15 protein-coding genes are annotated in these 14,345 nt (G+C 66.9%); 7 read left to right on the forward strand and 8 right to left on the reverse strand.

Annotation, left to right across the window (positions count from 1 at the left end; all coding sequences use genetic code 11):
* Nucleotides 1-80 precede the first annotated feature (80 nt).
* Together ACM1PE_RS20210 and ACM1PE_RS20215 are read left to right on the forward strand one after the other, a co-directional pair.
* A complete protein-coding gene (locus ACM1PE_RS20210; protein ID WP_419340778.1) occupies nt 81-1,001 on the forward strand; it encodes a LysR family transcriptional regulator in 921 nt (306 codons plus the stop codon).
* 233 nt (nt 1,002-1,234) lie between these two features.
* Nucleotides 1,235-3,643 carry a DUF3772 domain-containing protein gene (locus tag ACM1PE_RS20215; RefSeq protein ID WP_419340779.1) on the forward strand — a complete coding sequence of 803 codons (2,409 nt, stop codon included), beginning with the start codon at nt 1,235-1,237 and terminating at the stop codon, nt 3,641-3,643.
* A gap of 55 nt (nt 3,644-3,698) precedes the next feature.
* On the opposite strand, the gene ACM1PE_RS20220 is transcribed toward ACM1PE_RS20215, so the two are convergent.
* Nucleotides 3,699-4,373 (reverse strand): hypothetical protein, encoded by a 675-nt coding sequence (locus ACM1PE_RS20220; RefSeq protein WP_059379517.1) that lies wholly within the window; start codon nt 4,371-4,373, stop codon nt 3,699-3,701.
* 44 nt (nt 4,374-4,417) lie between these two features.
* Nucleotides 4,418-4,882 (reverse strand): hypothetical protein, encoded by a 465-nt coding sequence (locus ACM1PE_RS20225; protein WP_059379518.1) that lies wholly within the window; start codon nt 4,880-4,882, stop codon nt 4,418-4,420.
* A 454-nt stretch (nt 4,883-5,336) separates the two neighbouring features.
* Here ACM1PE_RS20225 and ACM1PE_RS20230 point away from each other — a divergent pair, with 454 nt between their 5' ends.
* The gene (locus ACM1PE_RS20230; protein WP_059379519.1) at nt 5,337-5,627 is read left to right on the forward strand and encodes an antibiotic biosynthesis monooxygenase family protein; all 291 of its coding nucleotides are present in this window, start codon (nt 5,337-5,339) and stop codon (nt 5,625-5,627) included.
* Nucleotides 5,628-5,657: 30 nt separating this feature from the next.
* On the opposite strand, the gene ACM1PE_RS20235 is transcribed toward ACM1PE_RS20230, so the two are convergent.
* The 6 genes from ACM1PE_RS20235 to ACM1PE_RS20260 form a co-directional block, all read right to left on the reverse strand.
* Complete coding sequence (locus tag ACM1PE_RS20235) at nt 5,658-6,017, reverse strand: nucleotide pyrophosphohydrolase (RefSeq protein WP_059379520.1); 360 nt, start codon at nt 6,015-6,017, stop codon at nt 5,658-5,660.
* Between the two features lie 8 nt (nt 6,018-6,025).
* The gene (locus ACM1PE_RS20240; RefSeq protein ID WP_373429068.1) at nt 6,026-6,643 is read right to left on the reverse strand and encodes a PolC-type DNA polymerase III; all 618 of its coding nucleotides are present in this window, start codon (nt 6,641-6,643) and stop codon (nt 6,026-6,028) included.
* Between the two features lie 4 nt (nt 6,644-6,647).
* Complete coding sequence (locus tag ACM1PE_RS20245; RefSeq protein ID WP_059379521.1) at nt 6,648-6,872, reverse strand: DUF1653 domain-containing protein; 225 nt, start codon at nt 6,870-6,872, stop codon at nt 6,648-6,650.
* Nucleotides 6,873-6,976: 104 nt separating this feature from the next.
* The gene (locus tag ACM1PE_RS20250) at nt 6,977-8,416 is read right to left on the reverse strand and encodes a methyl-accepting chemotaxis protein (protein WP_306636030.1); all 1,440 of its coding nucleotides are present in this window, start codon (nt 8,414-8,416) and stop codon (nt 6,977-6,979) included.
* Between the two features lie 182 nt (nt 8,417-8,598).
* On the reverse strand, nt 8,599-9,309 hold the full coding sequence (locus ACM1PE_RS20255; RefSeq protein ID WP_059379523.1) for a glutathione S-transferase: 711 nt from the start codon (nt 9,307-9,309) through the stop codon (nt 8,599-8,601).
* Between the two features lie 62 nt (nt 9,310-9,371).
* Nucleotides 9,372-10,427, reverse strand: coding sequence for a GlxA family transcriptional regulator (locus tag ACM1PE_RS20260; RefSeq protein WP_280015456.1), 1,056 nt, complete (start codon nt 10,425-10,427; stop codon nt 9,372-9,374).
* A gap of 152 nt (nt 10,428-10,579) precedes the next feature.
* On the opposite strand from ACM1PE_RS20260, the gene ACM1PE_RS20265 reads away from it, so the two are divergent.
* The 4 genes from ACM1PE_RS20265 to ACM1PE_RS20280 are packed head-to-tail and all read left to right on the forward strand — an operon-like array spanning nt 10,580 to nt 14,328.
* A complete protein-coding gene (locus tag ACM1PE_RS20265) occupies nt 10,580-11,632 on the forward strand; it encodes an ABC transporter substrate-binding protein (RefSeq protein ID WP_118934482.1) in 1,053 nt (350 codons plus the stop codon).
* Nucleotides 11,633-11,645: 13 nt separating this feature from the next.
* Nucleotides 11,646-12,695, forward strand: coding sequence for an ABC transporter ATP-binding protein (locus ACM1PE_RS20270; protein WP_419340780.1), 1,050 nt, complete (start codon nt 11,646-11,648; stop codon nt 12,693-12,695).
* Complete coding sequence (locus ACM1PE_RS20275; RefSeq protein ID WP_419340781.1) at nt 12,692-13,540, forward strand: ABC transporter permease; 849 nt, start codon at nt 12,692-12,694, stop codon at nt 13,538-13,540. The genes ACM1PE_RS20270 and ACM1PE_RS20275 overlap by 4 nt, the downstream gene beginning before the upstream one ends.
* A complete protein-coding gene (locus tag ACM1PE_RS20280; protein WP_419340782.1) occupies nt 13,537-14,328 on the forward strand; it encodes an ABC transporter permease in 792 nt (263 codons plus the stop codon). The genes ACM1PE_RS20275 and ACM1PE_RS20280 overlap by 4 nt, the downstream gene beginning before the upstream one ends.
* Nucleotides 14,329-14,345: the final 17 nt, after the last annotated feature.

Here is a 14,345-nt window from a genome sequence, read left to right on the forward strand (position 1 = left end):
ATGACTTAAAATCATCCAAATAAGTCATTTTTTTCATCGTTTGAGAGTTTTGCGCATAACGCGCGAGGGAGTCCCGGTCCATGGACGTGCGCGCATTGCGGTACTTCGTCGAAACCGTCAAGCACGCCAGCTTCACACAGGCGGCCAAGACGCTGTTCGTGACGCAGTCGACGGTAAGCAAGATGATCCGCCAGCTGGAGGAAGAGGCCGGCACGCCGCTGCTGATCCGCGACGGCCACACCGCCCGCCCCACCGACACCGGCCGGGTCATGTACCAGCGCGGCCTGCAGGTGCTGGAAACGATGCGCCAGCTGTCCGAAGAATTGCGCCAGACCGCGGACCTGCGCCGCGGCGCGCTCGAGGTCGGAATTCCGCCCATGATCAACTTGCTGTTCACGCCTGTGGTCAAGCGCTTCCGTGAACTGCATCCGGGCATCCACCTGACCCTGCGCGAAGGCACCGGCCAGGCCGTGGAAGGCCTGGTCGCCAGCGGCGAACTGGAGGTGGGCGCGACCATTCTTCCCATTGCGCCAGACGGCGGCCTGGCCGCCCAGCCCTTCGGCAGCTACCCGATCTGGGTGATCGGCCCGCCCGACGCGCCCTGGGCCGGCAAGACCTCGCTGCCGCTCTCCGCCCTGCGCGATGCGCGCCTCTTGATACCCACGGACGACTTCGCCATCACCCGGCGCTTGCGTCAGGCGTTTGCCGATGCCGGCTTCCAGCCCGGCATCGCGGCCCAGAGCGCGCACTGGGACTTTCTGGTGGCGATGGCCTCGGCGGGCCTGGGCGTGGCGCTGCTGCCGGAGCCCCTGATGCAGCGCATGAAGACGCGCGGCCTGAGCACCACCAAGCTGGCCAAGTCCGGCATGCAATGGGAGGTCGGCCATATCTGGCAGCGGTCCGGCTATTTGTCGTATGCCGCCCACGCCTGGCTGGAGGTATGCGACGCGGTGCTGGGCAAGCCGAAAAAGCGCGCCGCGCCGAGCGCCCGTCCTGATTGAGTTGAATCCAAACGTTGGCCGCGTAAATAGGGTTTGCGGACGCCGCCCGCAGCAGAGCCTGCCCGCGGCGTCCGATCGCCTATCCGGCCCTATTTCTACCCTGGGTCCGCGCCGCCACAACGGCCGTCGGGCGCATCAAAAAAAATAGGGCCGCAGCGCTCGTTTTTGTTGCAACGGATGAGGCGGCGGCTTGCTATGCTCCCGCCTCGAATGCGAGCGACTCGCCCCAGAACATGACACAGACTTCCCTAACCCTGCGCGCGCAACCTCGCCGCGCCCGCGCCTCCATTTTCACTGCGCTGATCGCGGCGCTGCTGCTAGTGCTTGTCCTGCTGCCGGCCCATGCCGCGGCGCCGCCCACGCCGGCGGACACGGAAGCGGCGCTGGCGACCGCTCGCAAGCAGATCGACGACATCCGCAAGCGCGTCGCCGACGAAACCGATGACGCCACCCTGGTGAAACAGCGCAGCGACGCGTTGGACATCCAGTCCAAGGCCGACGCCGCCGCCGAGGCCCTGACGCCTCAGCTGGCCAGCGTGACGGCCCGGCTGAGCGAGCTGGGCACGCCGCCCGAAGGCGTCAAGGAAGCCTCCGACGTCGCCGCCCAGCGCATGCAGCTGGACAAGACCAGCCGGGCGCTGGACGCGCAGATCAAGCTGGCCAGGCTGCTGTCCGTGGACGCCGGGCAAACGGCCGAGCAGATCTCGGCGCAGCGGCGCAAGCAGTTCCAGGCGCGCTTGGGCGAGCGGCGCGATTCCTTCCTGTCCGACCAATTCTGGACCGAGTTCCGCGAGGAGTTCCCGCGCGACCTGGAACGCCTGGAAGCGCTACGCGACGACCTCGCGACCGCGGTCGGACAGACGCCGAAATGGGGCTGGCTGCTTTTGGGCGCGGCGATCGCGCTGACGATCGCCCTGCGTGTCGCCATCGGCCGGGTGCTGCTGCGGATAACCGCCACACGCGTGCCGCCGGGCCGCCTGCGCCGCTCCTTTCTAGCGGTTACGCATGTGGTCCTGGCCGTCGCCACGCCGGGTGTGGTCGCGCTGTTGATCCATATGGGGCTGGACTGGAATTCGCAGCTGAGCGACAACACCTCGTCGCTGCTGGCCAACCTGGTGGGAACGGTGTGCTTCGGCGGCTACGTGTCCGGCCTGGGCTATGCGCTGCTGTCCGCGAACCGGCCGTCGTGGCGCCTGCCGCCCGTCAGCGACATTGTGGCGACGCGGCTGCGCTGGCTGCCCGGCGTGCTGGGCGTGCTGGTGGTGATGATCTGGCTGGCCGAACGCCTGCCAGTGCTGTTGAACGCCAGCCTGACCACCACCATCACGCTGACCGGCATCGTCGCGGTCCTGACCATGGCGACGCTGGGCGCGGTGCTGGCCATCAGCCGCCGGCTGCGACGCCAGGCCATGCAGGAAAACGAGGCGCCGATCCCCTTCTGGGTGTCGCTGCTGCTGGGCGCGGTCTGGACCGTGCTGATCCTGAGCCTGGCCAGCCTGCTGGCGGGCTATGTGGCGTTCGGCAGCTTCATGGTCAAGCAGGTGCTGTGGGTGCTGATCGTGCTGGCCTCGGCCTATCTGCTGTCCACCTTGATCGAGGACGGCTTCAGCACGCTGCTGGGCACCTCGCACCGCGACGGCGGCGAGCACGAAGCGCCCAGCATGCGCGACCAGGCTGCCGTGCTGCTGTCGGGCGTGGGCCGCGTGGCGGTCGGCCTGCTGGCCGTGATCCTGCTGCTGGCGCCCTTCGGCGAAGCGCCGATGGACCTGCTGCAGCGCTTCGATCAGTTGCGCAAGGGGCTCGCCATCGGCGAAGCCCAGATCCGCCCCGGCGCGGTGCTGCAGGCGCTGATGGTGCTGGGGCTGTCGCTGCTGGCCGTGAAGATGCTCAAGCGCTGGCTGTCCAACCGCTACCTGCCCACGACCGAACTGGATCCGGGCATGCAGTTGTCGGCCGCCACGCTGTTCGGCTATGCCGGCTTCGTGATCGCCGTGGCGCTGTCGCTGTCGGCCGCGGGCATAGGACTGGAACGCGTGGCGTGGATCGCGAGCGCACTGTCGGTGGGTATCGGTTTTGGCTTGCAGGCGGTGGTGCAGAACTTCGTGTCCGGCCTGATCCTGCTGGCCGAGCGCCCGGTCAAGGTGGGCGACTGGGTGTCGCTGGGCGGGGTCGAGGGCGACATCCTGCGCATCAACGTGCGCGCCACGGAAATCCAGATGGGCGACCGCTCCACGGTGATCGTGCCGAACTCGGAGTTCGTCACCAAGACCGTGCGCAACGTGACCCGTTCGAATCCGTTGGGGCTGGTGCAGATCAAGCTGCCCTTGCCGCTATCCACCGATGCCGAGCAGGTGCGCGAATTGATTCTACGAGCCTTCTCGGACCACGAGGACGTGCTGGACACGCCCGCTCCCAACGTCTTCCTGGACGGCATCGAAGGCGGCAACCTGATCTTCAACGCCAAGGGCTACGTGTCCTCGCCCCGGGCGGCCTACGGCGTGCGCAGCGCCTTGCTGTTCACCCTGCTCAAGCGCCTGCATGACGCGGGCCTGGAGGTGTCGTCGCCACCCACCATGCTGCTGGCCTCGGCCCCGCTGCCGGCGTCGGCCCCTCTCGCCGTCCCGCCGCCCGCGCAATCCTAGCGTCCACACATCCTGGCTTCGTCCCGCCCCGCGCGGGACGCACAGGACTCCCGCCTCAGCCCGGCGTATACAGATCGGTATAGGTGCGGTTGCGCAGCGGCGGAGACGCCAGCGCGGCGCTCTGCACGCTGCGCACCGGATAGGCCTGCGCCTCGGGCGCGGGAGGCGCGGGCGGCGCAGGCCGGTCGGCCAGCACCGGGCCGCCTGCGGGCGGCGCCGCCTGCGCCACCGCGTTGCTGTCGAAACGGTGATCCGCCGTCGTCAATGCGGGATTGGTGCACAGCCCCTGCGCCACCAGCGCCGCCTTGGTGCGGTCGTCGGTCTGGCACAGGATGTCGATGGCCGCGGTCTCCAGACGGCGCGAACGGTCCGCATCCTTGGTCGAGGCGGCCGCCTGCATGGTCCGCTCGAAGTTGCGCCGCAGGCTGCACTTCTGGTCCTCGATCGGAATCGCAACGTTCATGCCGAAGCCAACCACGGCGCCGCCCCCGCCCGCCGAAACCATGCAGCTGTCGGACGAGAATGAACCGTAGAAACTCTGTCCGCCCAGCGGCGGCACGCTGCGCAGCGTGCTGGTCCCGCTGTTGCTGGAGTTGAGCGTGATGCCCTGATTGTTGCCGGCGTTGGTCGATCCCGAGGACGCCGATGTCGTCGCGCTGGAACTGCTGGTCTGGGCGCCGGCGGACACCGCCGCCAGCGACAGGGAAATGGCAAGCACTATGGTCTTCATGATGTCCCCTCGCCCGGACGGCCGAAGCCGTCCGGATAACTGGGTCAGTGATTGAAACCGCCGACATGGCCCACCGGGCCGATGCCGTGTATCGACCCGAACGCACCCACATTCACCGCATGGAAGGAGCCCGTCGCCGAAGCGCTGGTATCCGTCTTGGCGAACGTGGCGCCGCCATTGGCGATGCTGTCGCCCACCATGATGGGCGCATTGCCCGAGACATGGCCGTACGAATCGCTATTGGCGTACTGTCGCGTGCTGGTGACCACTTGCGTGCCATCGCGGCTGAAGGTACCCCCCACCTCCGCAACGCCGCCCGTCATGCCGAACGACACCTGGGTGGATGAACCGTAGCCATTAATCTGGGTGGCGGCCACGGAACTGCCCGTGGAAATGGATGACGCGGTGCCATTGATTGCCCCCGCGTGACCCGTGATTGAGCCACCAGGGTCCGCATAGGCCGAGACAGCGAACAAGGACAACGCGGCGACTGCCATGAGCTTTTTCATTTCAGCTCCTCCTGCTCCGTGCATGCACGGATTCACGATTACCGGCGACCGACCGGCGCGGACCGTTACCGCTCAGCGCCACGCCTGGACAATGACGAAAGGCGTGGGACTTTCGTATTGGTACGGAATGATTGCGCCGTCCTAGGCAAGTCGATATCGCCTAAACGGGCGACCGGGTCCCGATGGACGACGCCTGGCTGTAAAACAATCGGCCAGATTTGCGGCAATCTTGCGCGGCGCCCGTGCGTATGGACGAGGGAAACCGCGCCTGCCGCGCCGCGCGCGCATGCGGGTTCAACTCTATGGATGGGAATGAGCGTCGCCGCCTCGGGCAATTTCCCTAACGCGCACAACTGAAGCGGCAGGGTCCTGGGCGCGCCCGGTCCGGGAATTTCAGCGATACTACGGCGGCCGGCCGGGCGCTACTCGGCCTCATCTGTTTGGAGACCAGACCATGATCCAGGAGATTGCCAGCATCCATGTCCGCGAAGGACAGGAAGCGCTGTTCGAAGCAGGCGTCGCGCAGGCGAAACCGCTGTTCTTGCGGGCCCGCGGCTGCCACGGCATGGAGCTATACCGCAGCATCGAACAACCGCAGCGCTATACGCTGGTGGTGGACTGGGAAACCGTCGAGAACCACATGGTGGATTTCCGCGAATCCAGCGATTTCCAGGAATGGCGCAAGCTGGTGGCGGGCTTTTTCGTTGAACCGCCGCAGGTGCATCACGAGCAGAAAGTGCTCTGAGGCGGCCGGCCTGGCCGCGCCGCGCGCGAGTCAGGGCTGTTCGGGCGGATCGTCGTACTTGCGCGCGCTGCCGCGAAAACGATCCGCCGGATACTTCCGCGCATTCTTGACCATCTTGCCTGCGACCGCGTCGGCGATATCGATGCCGAGCTGGTCGGCCAGGGCCACCAGGTACATCTGCACATCCGCGATTTCGTCCGCGGCATCCGCCAGTTTCTCCGGCGGCATCTGGCGCGACTCGGCCTCGCTCAGCCACTGGAACAGGGACACGAGTTCGCCCGCCTCTCCGGCCAGCGCCATCGCCAGGTTCTTGGGCGTATGAAAGGGCTGCCACTCCCGCTCTTCGGTAAACCGGCGCACGGCCAGCCGGATCTGTTCCAGGTCGGACATTGAAACTCCTAGCCCGCGGCCAGGCGGGAACTCGCCGCCAACGCCACGGCCACGGTGGTGTGCACGTCGGCCAGCGCGCGGTGGGTGGGATCCGAAGCGCCCACATGGCGCGCCAGGATCTCCAGCTTATGCGAGGGCAGCTCCGGCCATGCGCGCCGCGCCAGCGCCAGCGTGCAATGGGTCGAGTTGGCAAACGGCAGGCCGGTCAAATCCGCCGCCGCGCCCAGGAAACGCCGGTCGAACGAGGCATTGTGGAAGAACACCGGCAGGTCTTCGACGAAATCCAGGAAGGAGGAAAACGCCTGCGCCACCGGCACGCCGTCGCGGTCGACCTCGGCCTGCGTGATGCCGGTCAGGCGGCTGATGAAGGGCGGCACCGGCCCACGCGTGCGCACGACCTGCGTGTATTCCCGCTCAAGCGCGCCTGCCGCGCCCACGCGCACCGCCGCAAACTCCAGGATCTCGCAGGTGGAGGTGGACAGGCCGGTGGTTTCCAGGTCGGCCACGATGAACGGACCGCGCAATGCCTGCAACGCGGCGGCCAACGCCTCGCCGCCCGCCTTGCCGCCCGTCGCGCGGGCAGGCGCAGCGCCGCTTGCGCGCGGCCGCCGGTAGTAGAACGCCACGGCCTTACTCCGCCGGCCGCAAGGGCGCGAAGCGGGGCGTGCCGTCGGGCAGCTGACCGAAGAACATATCGGCCGGCCGCACCCACAAGCCCCGCTCGTGAGGCCAGAGGTGTTCATAGACCACCAGGGATTCCTCGGTTTCGGAGTGGCGGGCGGTGCCCACATAGAGGTAGAGGCCGCCCTTGTAATGGCGGTGCGAGGCGAGAGCCAGTGCTTCGGATTCGGTCATGGACGGTGGCTGCAAATGACGCGGCCCGGGCAGAGGGTCCCTGCCCGGGCCTGCGGGTTCAGATCAATACCGTCTTTATAGCGCATCGGACCGGCGGCGCCGGCTCAGTAGCGCACGTACTGCCGCTCGGCCTGCGGCTGCAGCGGTCCATTGGCGGCCGGCCTGGCCCGCAGCGCTGGCGCCACGGGCCTGACCGCGGCGGCCGCCGGCGCCGCGCCGCGCGCAGCCTCTCCCGCCCGCTGCGTGATGTCCTCGGTGACTTCGCCTAGCCTGGCGGACTGGGCCAGCGACACCTCCACCACCTCCGCCATGATTTCAGTCACGCGGCGCGACGATGCCACGATATCGTCCATGGTAGAGCCTGCCGACTGGACCTGGCGCGCGCCGCTTTCGACCTGCTGCACCGAGGAAGTGATCAGGTCCTTGATCTCCTTGGCTGCCGCCGCGCTGTTCTGCGCCAGGCTGCGGACCTCGGCCGCGACCACGGCGAACCCCTTGCCGTGCGAGCCGGCGCGCGCGGCCTCGACCGCGGCGTTCAGCGCCAGGATGTTGGTCTGGAAGGCGATGCCGTCCATGACTCCGATGATTTCCGAGATGCGGCGCGAGCTCTGGGTGATGCCGCCCATGGTCTGCACCACTTCCTGCACGGTATGGCCGCCCTGCTCGGCCACCCTACAGGCGTCCAGCGCCAGCGTATTGGCCTGGCCCGCGCGCTCGGCGTTTTCGGTCAGGCCCTGGACGGCGACGCGCAAGGTCTGCGCGGCGGTGAAACGCCGCGTGATGTCGGTCGCGTATTTGACGACTTTGACCGGGCGGCCCTCGGCATCGAAGATCGGGTTGTAGCTGGCTTCGATCCAGACCTGGCGACCGCCCTTGCCGATGCGCAGGTACTGCCCGGTGTCATGTTCGCCGTTGCGCAGTCTGCGCCAGAATTCCTTGTATGCCTCGCCGCGCGCCTCTTCAGGCGGGACGAACATGCTGTGGTGGCGCCCTTGGATCTCGTCCGCTCGATAGCCCACCGCGCCCAGGAACAGATCGTTGGCGCGGATGATGGTGCCGTCGAGCTCGAACTCGATGATGGCCTGCACCTTGGAGATCGCGGCCAGCTGGCCTTCCACGTCCGCCTGCCGCTGTTGCTGCGCGGTGATGTCCACGGCGTACTTGACCACTTTCACCAGCCGGCCGCGGCGGTCGTGAATCGGGTTGTAGGACGCTTGCAGCCAGACGTCGCTGCCGTCCTTGCGGATGCGGCGGTAACGCCCCGCATCGCGCCCGCCTTGCCGCAGGCGGCTCCAGAATTCCGCATAGGCGGCCGATGCACGCTCTGCCGGATCGACGAACATGCGGTGGTGCTGCCCCGCGATCTCGTCCAGCGCATAACCCATGGTGTTCAGGAAGTTCGGGTTCGCCGCCAGGACGTGCCCGTCCAGGTCGAACTCGATGACGGCCTGGGCGTTGTGGATTGCCGCGACCTGCCCAAGCATGTCGGCCTTCTGTATGCCACGGTCCATGCGCAGCAGTTGGCTGAGAGTGATCCATTTCATCTTGACGTCTCCTGCCCGGAGTCCGGGTGGTTTGATGCCGTTCGACCTATCTGCCGCGAGACAAATGGAAATATTTATTAAACAATTTGCAAATATTTAATCTTAAAAATGAGCGGGACTCAAGATTTTCAAAAGACCGATCAAAAAAATCGGGATTCAGCAACACCAGGGTTTGTCCGGACTCAAGCCGCGTCCAATTCGCGATATTGGCGAAAGATCCCTTCCCCGAAAGGCAAGCGCCTGCCGCTGTCAAAGTAAGGCTGCAATTCCGCCAGCGCCGCCACGCGCGCATGCAGCGCCATGACGTTCGGATAACGCACGGCCAGGGTCGCCATGCGCTTCGGAAAGGCGTAGAGCAGGCCATCCACAAGGTGGAACAGCGACAGGTCCACGTAGGTCCAGCGCTTGCCGCCCGCCAGCCAGGCCTGCGGCCCGCCCAGCACGCGTTCGAAATAGCCCAGGAACTTGGGCATGCGCTCCTCGCGAAAGCTGCGCGCTCGGCGCGCGGCCTCGACCTTCTGGTCTTCGTAGTATTCGCTGGCGGATATCGGATGATGCGTGTCGTGCGCTTCGGCCACCATGTCGGCGATGGTGAGCTGCAGCTGGTTCACCCACAGCCGCCCTTCCAGCGAGTCCGGCGCCAGGCCGTGCTTTTCGCCCAGGAACAGCAGGATGTTGGCGGTCTGCCCCAGCGTCATTTTGCCCGCGACCAGATACGGCGGCGCGAACGGCGGATGCTTGCGCGCCGAACTCAGGTCCGCGGCCAGCGTGCCTTCATCCGCGCCGGGCTCGCGCGCGCATTCGCGATAGGGAATGCCGCCGGCCTCCAGGGCCAGGCGCACGAACTCGCCGCGCCCGGGGATGCCGTCCCAGTACCAAAGGTCATAGGTCATGTCGTCTCCTTCCGTTGATAAGCCCATGGCTTGCCGGCGCCGGAACGAGCCGTGCAGAAGCCTCAGGCGGGAAACACGCTGACTCCGCCGTCGCGGCCGGCGGCCTGCTGATACTGGCGCGGCGACTGGCCGAAATGCGCGCGGAAATCGCGCGAGAAATGCGCGCCATCCGCAAACCCGCAGTCCAGCGCGATCTGCGTGATGCTGCTGGGATTGTTCAAAAGCAGCCAGCTGCCGTATTCCAGCCGCAACTGCCGCTGGAACGCCATCGGCGACATGCCCGTGGCCATGCGGAAGGCGCGTTCCAGCTGCCTGCGCCCGACGCCGACGTAGCGCGCGATCGCATCCAGCGGTGGCGGATTGTCGATGCGCTGCTCGATGAAGTGCGCGGCCTGGCGCACGCGCAGATCCTGGATGCCCGACAGGTCCGTGTGGAAATGCGCCTGCGGCACGCGCCCCGGGCGCACGCCTTGCAGCATCATGTGCCGCATCGCCTGCTGAGCCTTGTCGCGCCCGCAGTGCCGGGCCACCAGGTACAGCGCCAGGTCGATTGCGGCCGTGGAGCCCGCGCAGGAAATCAGGTCGCCTTCATCCACGAACAGCCGGTCCACCACCGCCCGGGCCTGCGGAAAGCGTTCGCGGAAAGTATCCAGCACGTTCCAGTGCACGCAGACCGTGCGCGGCCCGATGACGTCGGCCTGCGCCAGCGCAAAGGTGCCCGTACAGATGCCCAAGAGCCGCACGCGCTGCGCCGCCGCCAGCCGCAGCCAGTCGCGCAGGGGCTCGGGCAGGCGGCCATTGAAGTAGTCGTTGCCGCCGCAAACCGCCACGTAGTCGAACTGGGTCGGGTCTTCGGGCAGGCCGTCGGCCACGTCTATGGTCAAGCCCGCACTGGAGCAGCGCGGCTTGCCGTCCCAGCTCATGACGCGCCAGGCGGTATGGATCTGGCGGCTGCGTCCGCCGTGGTCGCCCGCCAGCCGCAAGACGTCCACCAATCCGGCAAAGGCGGCCAGCGTGAACTGGTCCAGCAGCACAATACCTACGGTCAGTGCGGGTTTCCCCTGAGGCAGGCCGCTGTACTCATCGTCATAGGAGAAAGACGGTGCAGCGGCGGACATAGCGGTTTCCATGTCGCAATTATTCAAGTTTTTGTCCCAGGCCTTCAAGCTGGTTTTCCCGGGGATCGCCCAAGATGCGCCTATGGCACCGTCCCGCAGCGCCCCCCGGCGCAGGCCGATCGGAGCCGATAAATCGACAAGGGGAATCCGACATGGCAACACCTACCCGCCGCGCCCTGCGCGCCGCATTGCTGGCAGCCGGACTGCTGAGCGCCGGCCAGGCGCTGGCCCAGCAGCAGAAGATCACTGTCGCCTGGTACGGCGGCAACTGGGGCGACGCGTTCCGCGCCTGCGTGGCCGAGCCCTACACCAAGGCCACCGGCGTGACCGTGGTGCCGGAAGTGGGCACCTCCACCACCACGCTGGCCAAGCTGCAGCAGCAGAAGGACGCGCCCACCATGGACGTGGCCTGGATGGACGGCGGCATCAGCGAACTGGCCGCCGCAGCCGGCGTGCTGGACGCGCTGGATCCCGCCGGCATACCCAATCTGAAGAACGTCATCGACCAGGGCGTGTACCGCAATGGCGGCAGCGCCTACGCGGTCAGCACCGGCTACTACTCGCTGGGCATCGCCTACAACACCAAGGAAGTGCCCCAGCCGCCGACCAGCTGGAAGGACTTGTGGAAACCCGAGTACGCCGGCGCCGTGGCCATACCCTCGCCGGCGAACTCGTCGGGCGTGCCGTTCATCTTCTTCCTGGCGCGGGTGTTCGCGGTCGACCCGTCGAACCTGGAGCCGCTGTACGCCAAGCTGGCATCGCTGGACACCGCGCTGTTCTTCGACAGCTCGGGCGCCGCCACCAACGCCTACCAGAGCGGCGAGGCCATCATCGGCGCGCACTTCAACGTGGGCGCCTGGGATCTGATCGACAAGGGACTGCCCATCGGCTTCGCCGTGCCCAAGGAAGGCGCCTGGGCCACGGATGCCCGCCTGCATCTGGTGAAGAACGCGCCGAACAAGGCCGCCGCGCAGAAGTTCATCGACACCGCGCTCACGCCGGATGCCGCCGCCTGCCTGGCCACGCGCCTGTACCTGGGCCCCGCCGTCAAGGATGTGCAGGTGCCGAAGGACGTGGCGCGCAAGCTGCCCTGGGGCGCGGAGGGTTCGGTCAAGAACCTGAGCCTGTTCGACTGGAACCTCATCAACAGCCGCCGCGCCGAGGTCACGGACGCCTGGAACCGCCAGGTTGCCCGCAAGCGCTAGACCGGGATCGAACATGTCCGCTTTGCTTACCATCGAAGGCGTGTCGATGCGCTTTGGCGCCTACCAGGCGCTGGACCGCATCGACCTGGAGATCCAACAGGGAGAGTTCGTGGCCCTGCTTGGTCCCAGCGGCTGCGGCAAGACCACCCTGCTGCGCTCGATCGCCGGATTTCTCAGGCCCGAATCGGGCCGCATCCTGATTGAAGGCCAGGACATCAGCCGCCTGGCCGCGCACCACCGGCCGCTGAACACGGTGTTCCAGAACTATGCGCTGTTTCCGCACATGAGCGTGCTGGAAAACGTGGCCTACGGCCCGCGGCGCCAAGGCGCATCGAAGCAGGCAGCCGCCCAACGCGCCCGATCGGCGCTGGACATGGTGGGCCTGGCGGACTTCGGTACGCGCTATCCTCGCGAAATGTCCGGCGGACAGCAGCAGCGCGTGGCGCTGGCGCGCGCCATCGTGAACCAGCCCAAGCTGCTGTTGCTGGACGAGCCGCTGTCGGCGCTGGACCTCAAGCTGCGCAAGCGCATGCAGCTGGAACTCAAGCACCTGCAGGCCAAGCTGGGCATCGCCTTCATCTTCGTCACGCACGACCAGGAAGAAGCCATGACCATGGCCGACCGGGTGGTGGTCATGCATGCGGGCAAGATCGAACAGGTGGGCGGCGGGACCGAGATCTACCGGCATCCCGCCACCCGCTTCGTGGCCGAGTTCATCGGCGACGCCAACTTCATGCCCTACACGGCCAGCGGCGATGCGCTGCAGCTGGATGCCCAGGGACTGCGCGTGCCGTTCCCCGGCAAGGCCGCGCCCGCGCGCGGCGTGGCGGTGCTGCGGCCCGAGGATTTGCGCCTGGCCGATGAATCGGCGGCGCATGGGTTGAACGGCACGGTCACCGACGTCATCAACGTGGGCAGCCACTGCATGATCCACGTGGACATCGGCGGACAGATCCTGGTGACGCGCCACGGCGGCATTGCGCCATCGGGCCTGGGCCCCGGCTCCGCGGCCCGCCTGGCCTTCGCGCCGGAGCGCCTGCACCTTATCGGTGAATCGTCATGAGTTTGCGCACCTGGCGTTCGCCCTGCCTGCTGCTGGCGGCTCCCGTACTGTTCTTCGCGGCCTTCTTCCTGGCCCCGCTGGCGGTGGTGGCGCTAGCCAGCATCACCGGCGGCCCCGATGGTTTGACCCTTACCCCGCAGCAATACCTGCGCGTGCTGGGCGACCAATACCACTGGGACGTGATCCTGGTCACCTTCCGGCTGGCTTTCTTCACCACGATCGCCTGCGTGATCCTGGGCTATCCGCTGGCCTGGTACCTGGTGCGCGTGGTGCGCTGGCAGGCCTGGCGGCGCTTCTGCGTGATCCTGCTGGTGGTGCCGCTGTTCACCAGCAATATCGTGCGCGCCTTTGGCTGGATGGTGCTGCTGGGCCGCAACGGGCTGGTCAACCAGGCCCTGGTGGGCGCGGGCATCGCCGACCGTCCGATGCGTTTCATCGGCACCGAGCTGGGCATCCTGATCGGCATGGTCTACGTGCTGCTGCCTTTCGTGGTGCTGGCGGTCGGCAATGCGCTGGCGCGGGTCGATCCGGCCTGCGAACAGGCATCCGCCGACCTGGGCGCCAGCCCCGCTGCCACCTTCTTCCACATCACCTGGCCGTTGACGCTGCCCGGCGTGGTGTCGGGCGCCATCATGGTCTTCACCCTGGCCGTCAGCGCCTACGTGACGCCTGCGCTGCTGTCCGGCGGGCGCGTGTCGGTGCTGTCGATGCTGATCTTCCAGCAGTACAGCACGGTGTTCGACTTCCATTACGGTGGCGCGCTGAGCATGGTGCTGCTGGTGTTCACCCTGATCCTGGTGGCGCTTGCCAACCGCGCCGCCGTCCTGCCGGGAGCCGCGCGATGATCGCCCGCAACCTGATCCGCCTGGTCGCCCTGGGAGTGCTGGCCTACCTGGCCCTGCCGCTGGTGGTGATCCTGGGTTCCTCGTTCACGTCCACGCCCTATCTGGCGTTTCCGCCCAAGGGCTTTACGCTGGAGTGGTACCGCACGCTGCTGATCGAGGCCGGCTACGTCGCCGCGTTCACGACCAGCACGGTGCTGGCCCTGGCGGCGACGGCCGCGGCCGTGCTGCTGACGGTGCCGGCCGCGCTGGCGGTGGCGCGCTACGAGTTCCCGGGCAAGGCCGCATTGACTTCGGTGTTGATGTCGCCGCTGGTGCTGCCGCACATCGTGCTGGGCGCGGCGCTGTTGCAGTACGGCGCCTACTTCGGCCTGACGCGCAGCTTCCTGTCCCTGCTGATCGGGCACATCATCATCATCGCGCCCTTCGTGCTGCGGTCCACGCTGACCCTGCTGACGCCCGAACAGCGCGCGCTGGAGGAGGCATCGGCCGACCTGGGCGCGAATCCCTGGACGACCTTCTTCCTGGTGGTGCTGCCTCAGATCCGGCCTGGCATCGTCACCGGTTCGATCTTCGCGTTCATCTCTTCGTGGATCAACGTGGAGCTGTCGATTTTCAACACCACGGCGGACCTGAACACCATCCCCGTGAAGCTCTTCAACTACGTGCAATACACGATAGATCCGACCATCGCAGCCGTATCGGGCGCCACGATCGTGGTTGCGGTGATCGCCATCGTCATCCTGGATTTGACCGTCGGGCTGGACATGCTGTCCGAACGCGGCAAATAACCTTTCTTCCCTACCTT

The sequence above is a fragment of the Achromobacter sp. PD1 genome, assembly GCF_048541815.1.
Taxonomy (GTDB): domain Bacteria; phylum Pseudomonadota; class Gammaproteobacteria; order Burkholderiales; family Burkholderiaceae_B; genus Achromobacter; species Achromobacter bronchisepticus_A.

Excerpts from the sequence above, each read along its gene's own strand:
- ACM1PE_RS20250 (WP_306636030.1), bottom strand. The coding sequence starts at position 8,416 with ATGAAATGGATCACTCTCAGCCAACTGCTGCGCATGGACCGTGGCATA.
- ACM1PE_RS20270 (WP_419340780.1), top strand. The coding sequence starts at position 11,646 with ATGTCCGCTTTGCTTACCATCGAAGGCGTGTCGATGCGCTTTGGCGCC.
- ACM1PE_RS20225 (WP_059379518.1), bottom strand. The coding sequence starts at position 4,882 with ATGAAAAAGCTCATGGCAGTCGCCGCGTTGTCCTTGTTCGCTGTCTCG.
- ACM1PE_RS20245 (WP_059379521.1), bottom strand. The coding sequence starts at position 6,872 with ATGACCGAATCCGAAGCACTGGCTCTCGCCTCGCACCGCCATTACAAG.
- ACM1PE_RS20255 (WP_059379523.1), bottom strand. The coding sequence starts at position 9,309 with ATGACCTATGACCTTTGGTACTGGGACGGCATCCCCGGGCGCGGCGAG.
- ACM1PE_RS20210 (WP_419340778.1), top strand. The coding sequence starts at position 81 with ATGGACGTGCGCGCATTGCGGTACTTCGTCGAAACCGTCAAGCACGCC.
- ACM1PE_RS20230 (WP_059379519.1), top strand. The coding sequence starts at position 5,337 with ATGATCCAGGAGATTGCCAGCATCCATGTCCGCGAAGGACAGGAAGCG.
- ACM1PE_RS20215 (WP_419340779.1), top strand. The coding sequence starts at position 1,235 with ATGACACAGACTTCCCTAACCCTGCGCGCGCAACCTCGCCGCGCCCGC.
- ACM1PE_RS20235 (WP_059379520.1), bottom strand. The coding sequence starts at position 6,017 with ATGTCCGACCTGGAACAGATCCGGCTGGCCGTGCGCCGGTTTACCGAA.
- ACM1PE_RS20275 (WP_419340781.1), top strand. The coding sequence starts at position 12,692 with ATGAGTTTGCGCACCTGGCGTTCGCCCTGCCTGCTGCTGGCGGCTCCC.
- ACM1PE_RS20260 (WP_280015456.1), bottom strand. The coding sequence starts at position 10,427 with ATGTCCGCCGCTGCACCGTCTTTCTCCTATGACGATGAGTACAGCGGC.
- ACM1PE_RS20265 (WP_118934482.1), top strand. The coding sequence starts at position 10,580 with ATGGCAACACCTACCCGCCGCGCCCTGCGCGCCGCATTGCTGGCAGCC.
- ACM1PE_RS20220 (WP_059379517.1), bottom strand. The coding sequence starts at position 4,373 with ATGAAGACCATAGTGCTTGCCATTTCCCTGTCGCTGGCGGCGGTGTCC.
- ACM1PE_RS20280 (WP_419340782.1), top strand. The coding sequence starts at position 13,537 with ATGATCGCCCGCAACCTGATCCGCCTGGTCGCCCTGGGAGTGCTGGCC.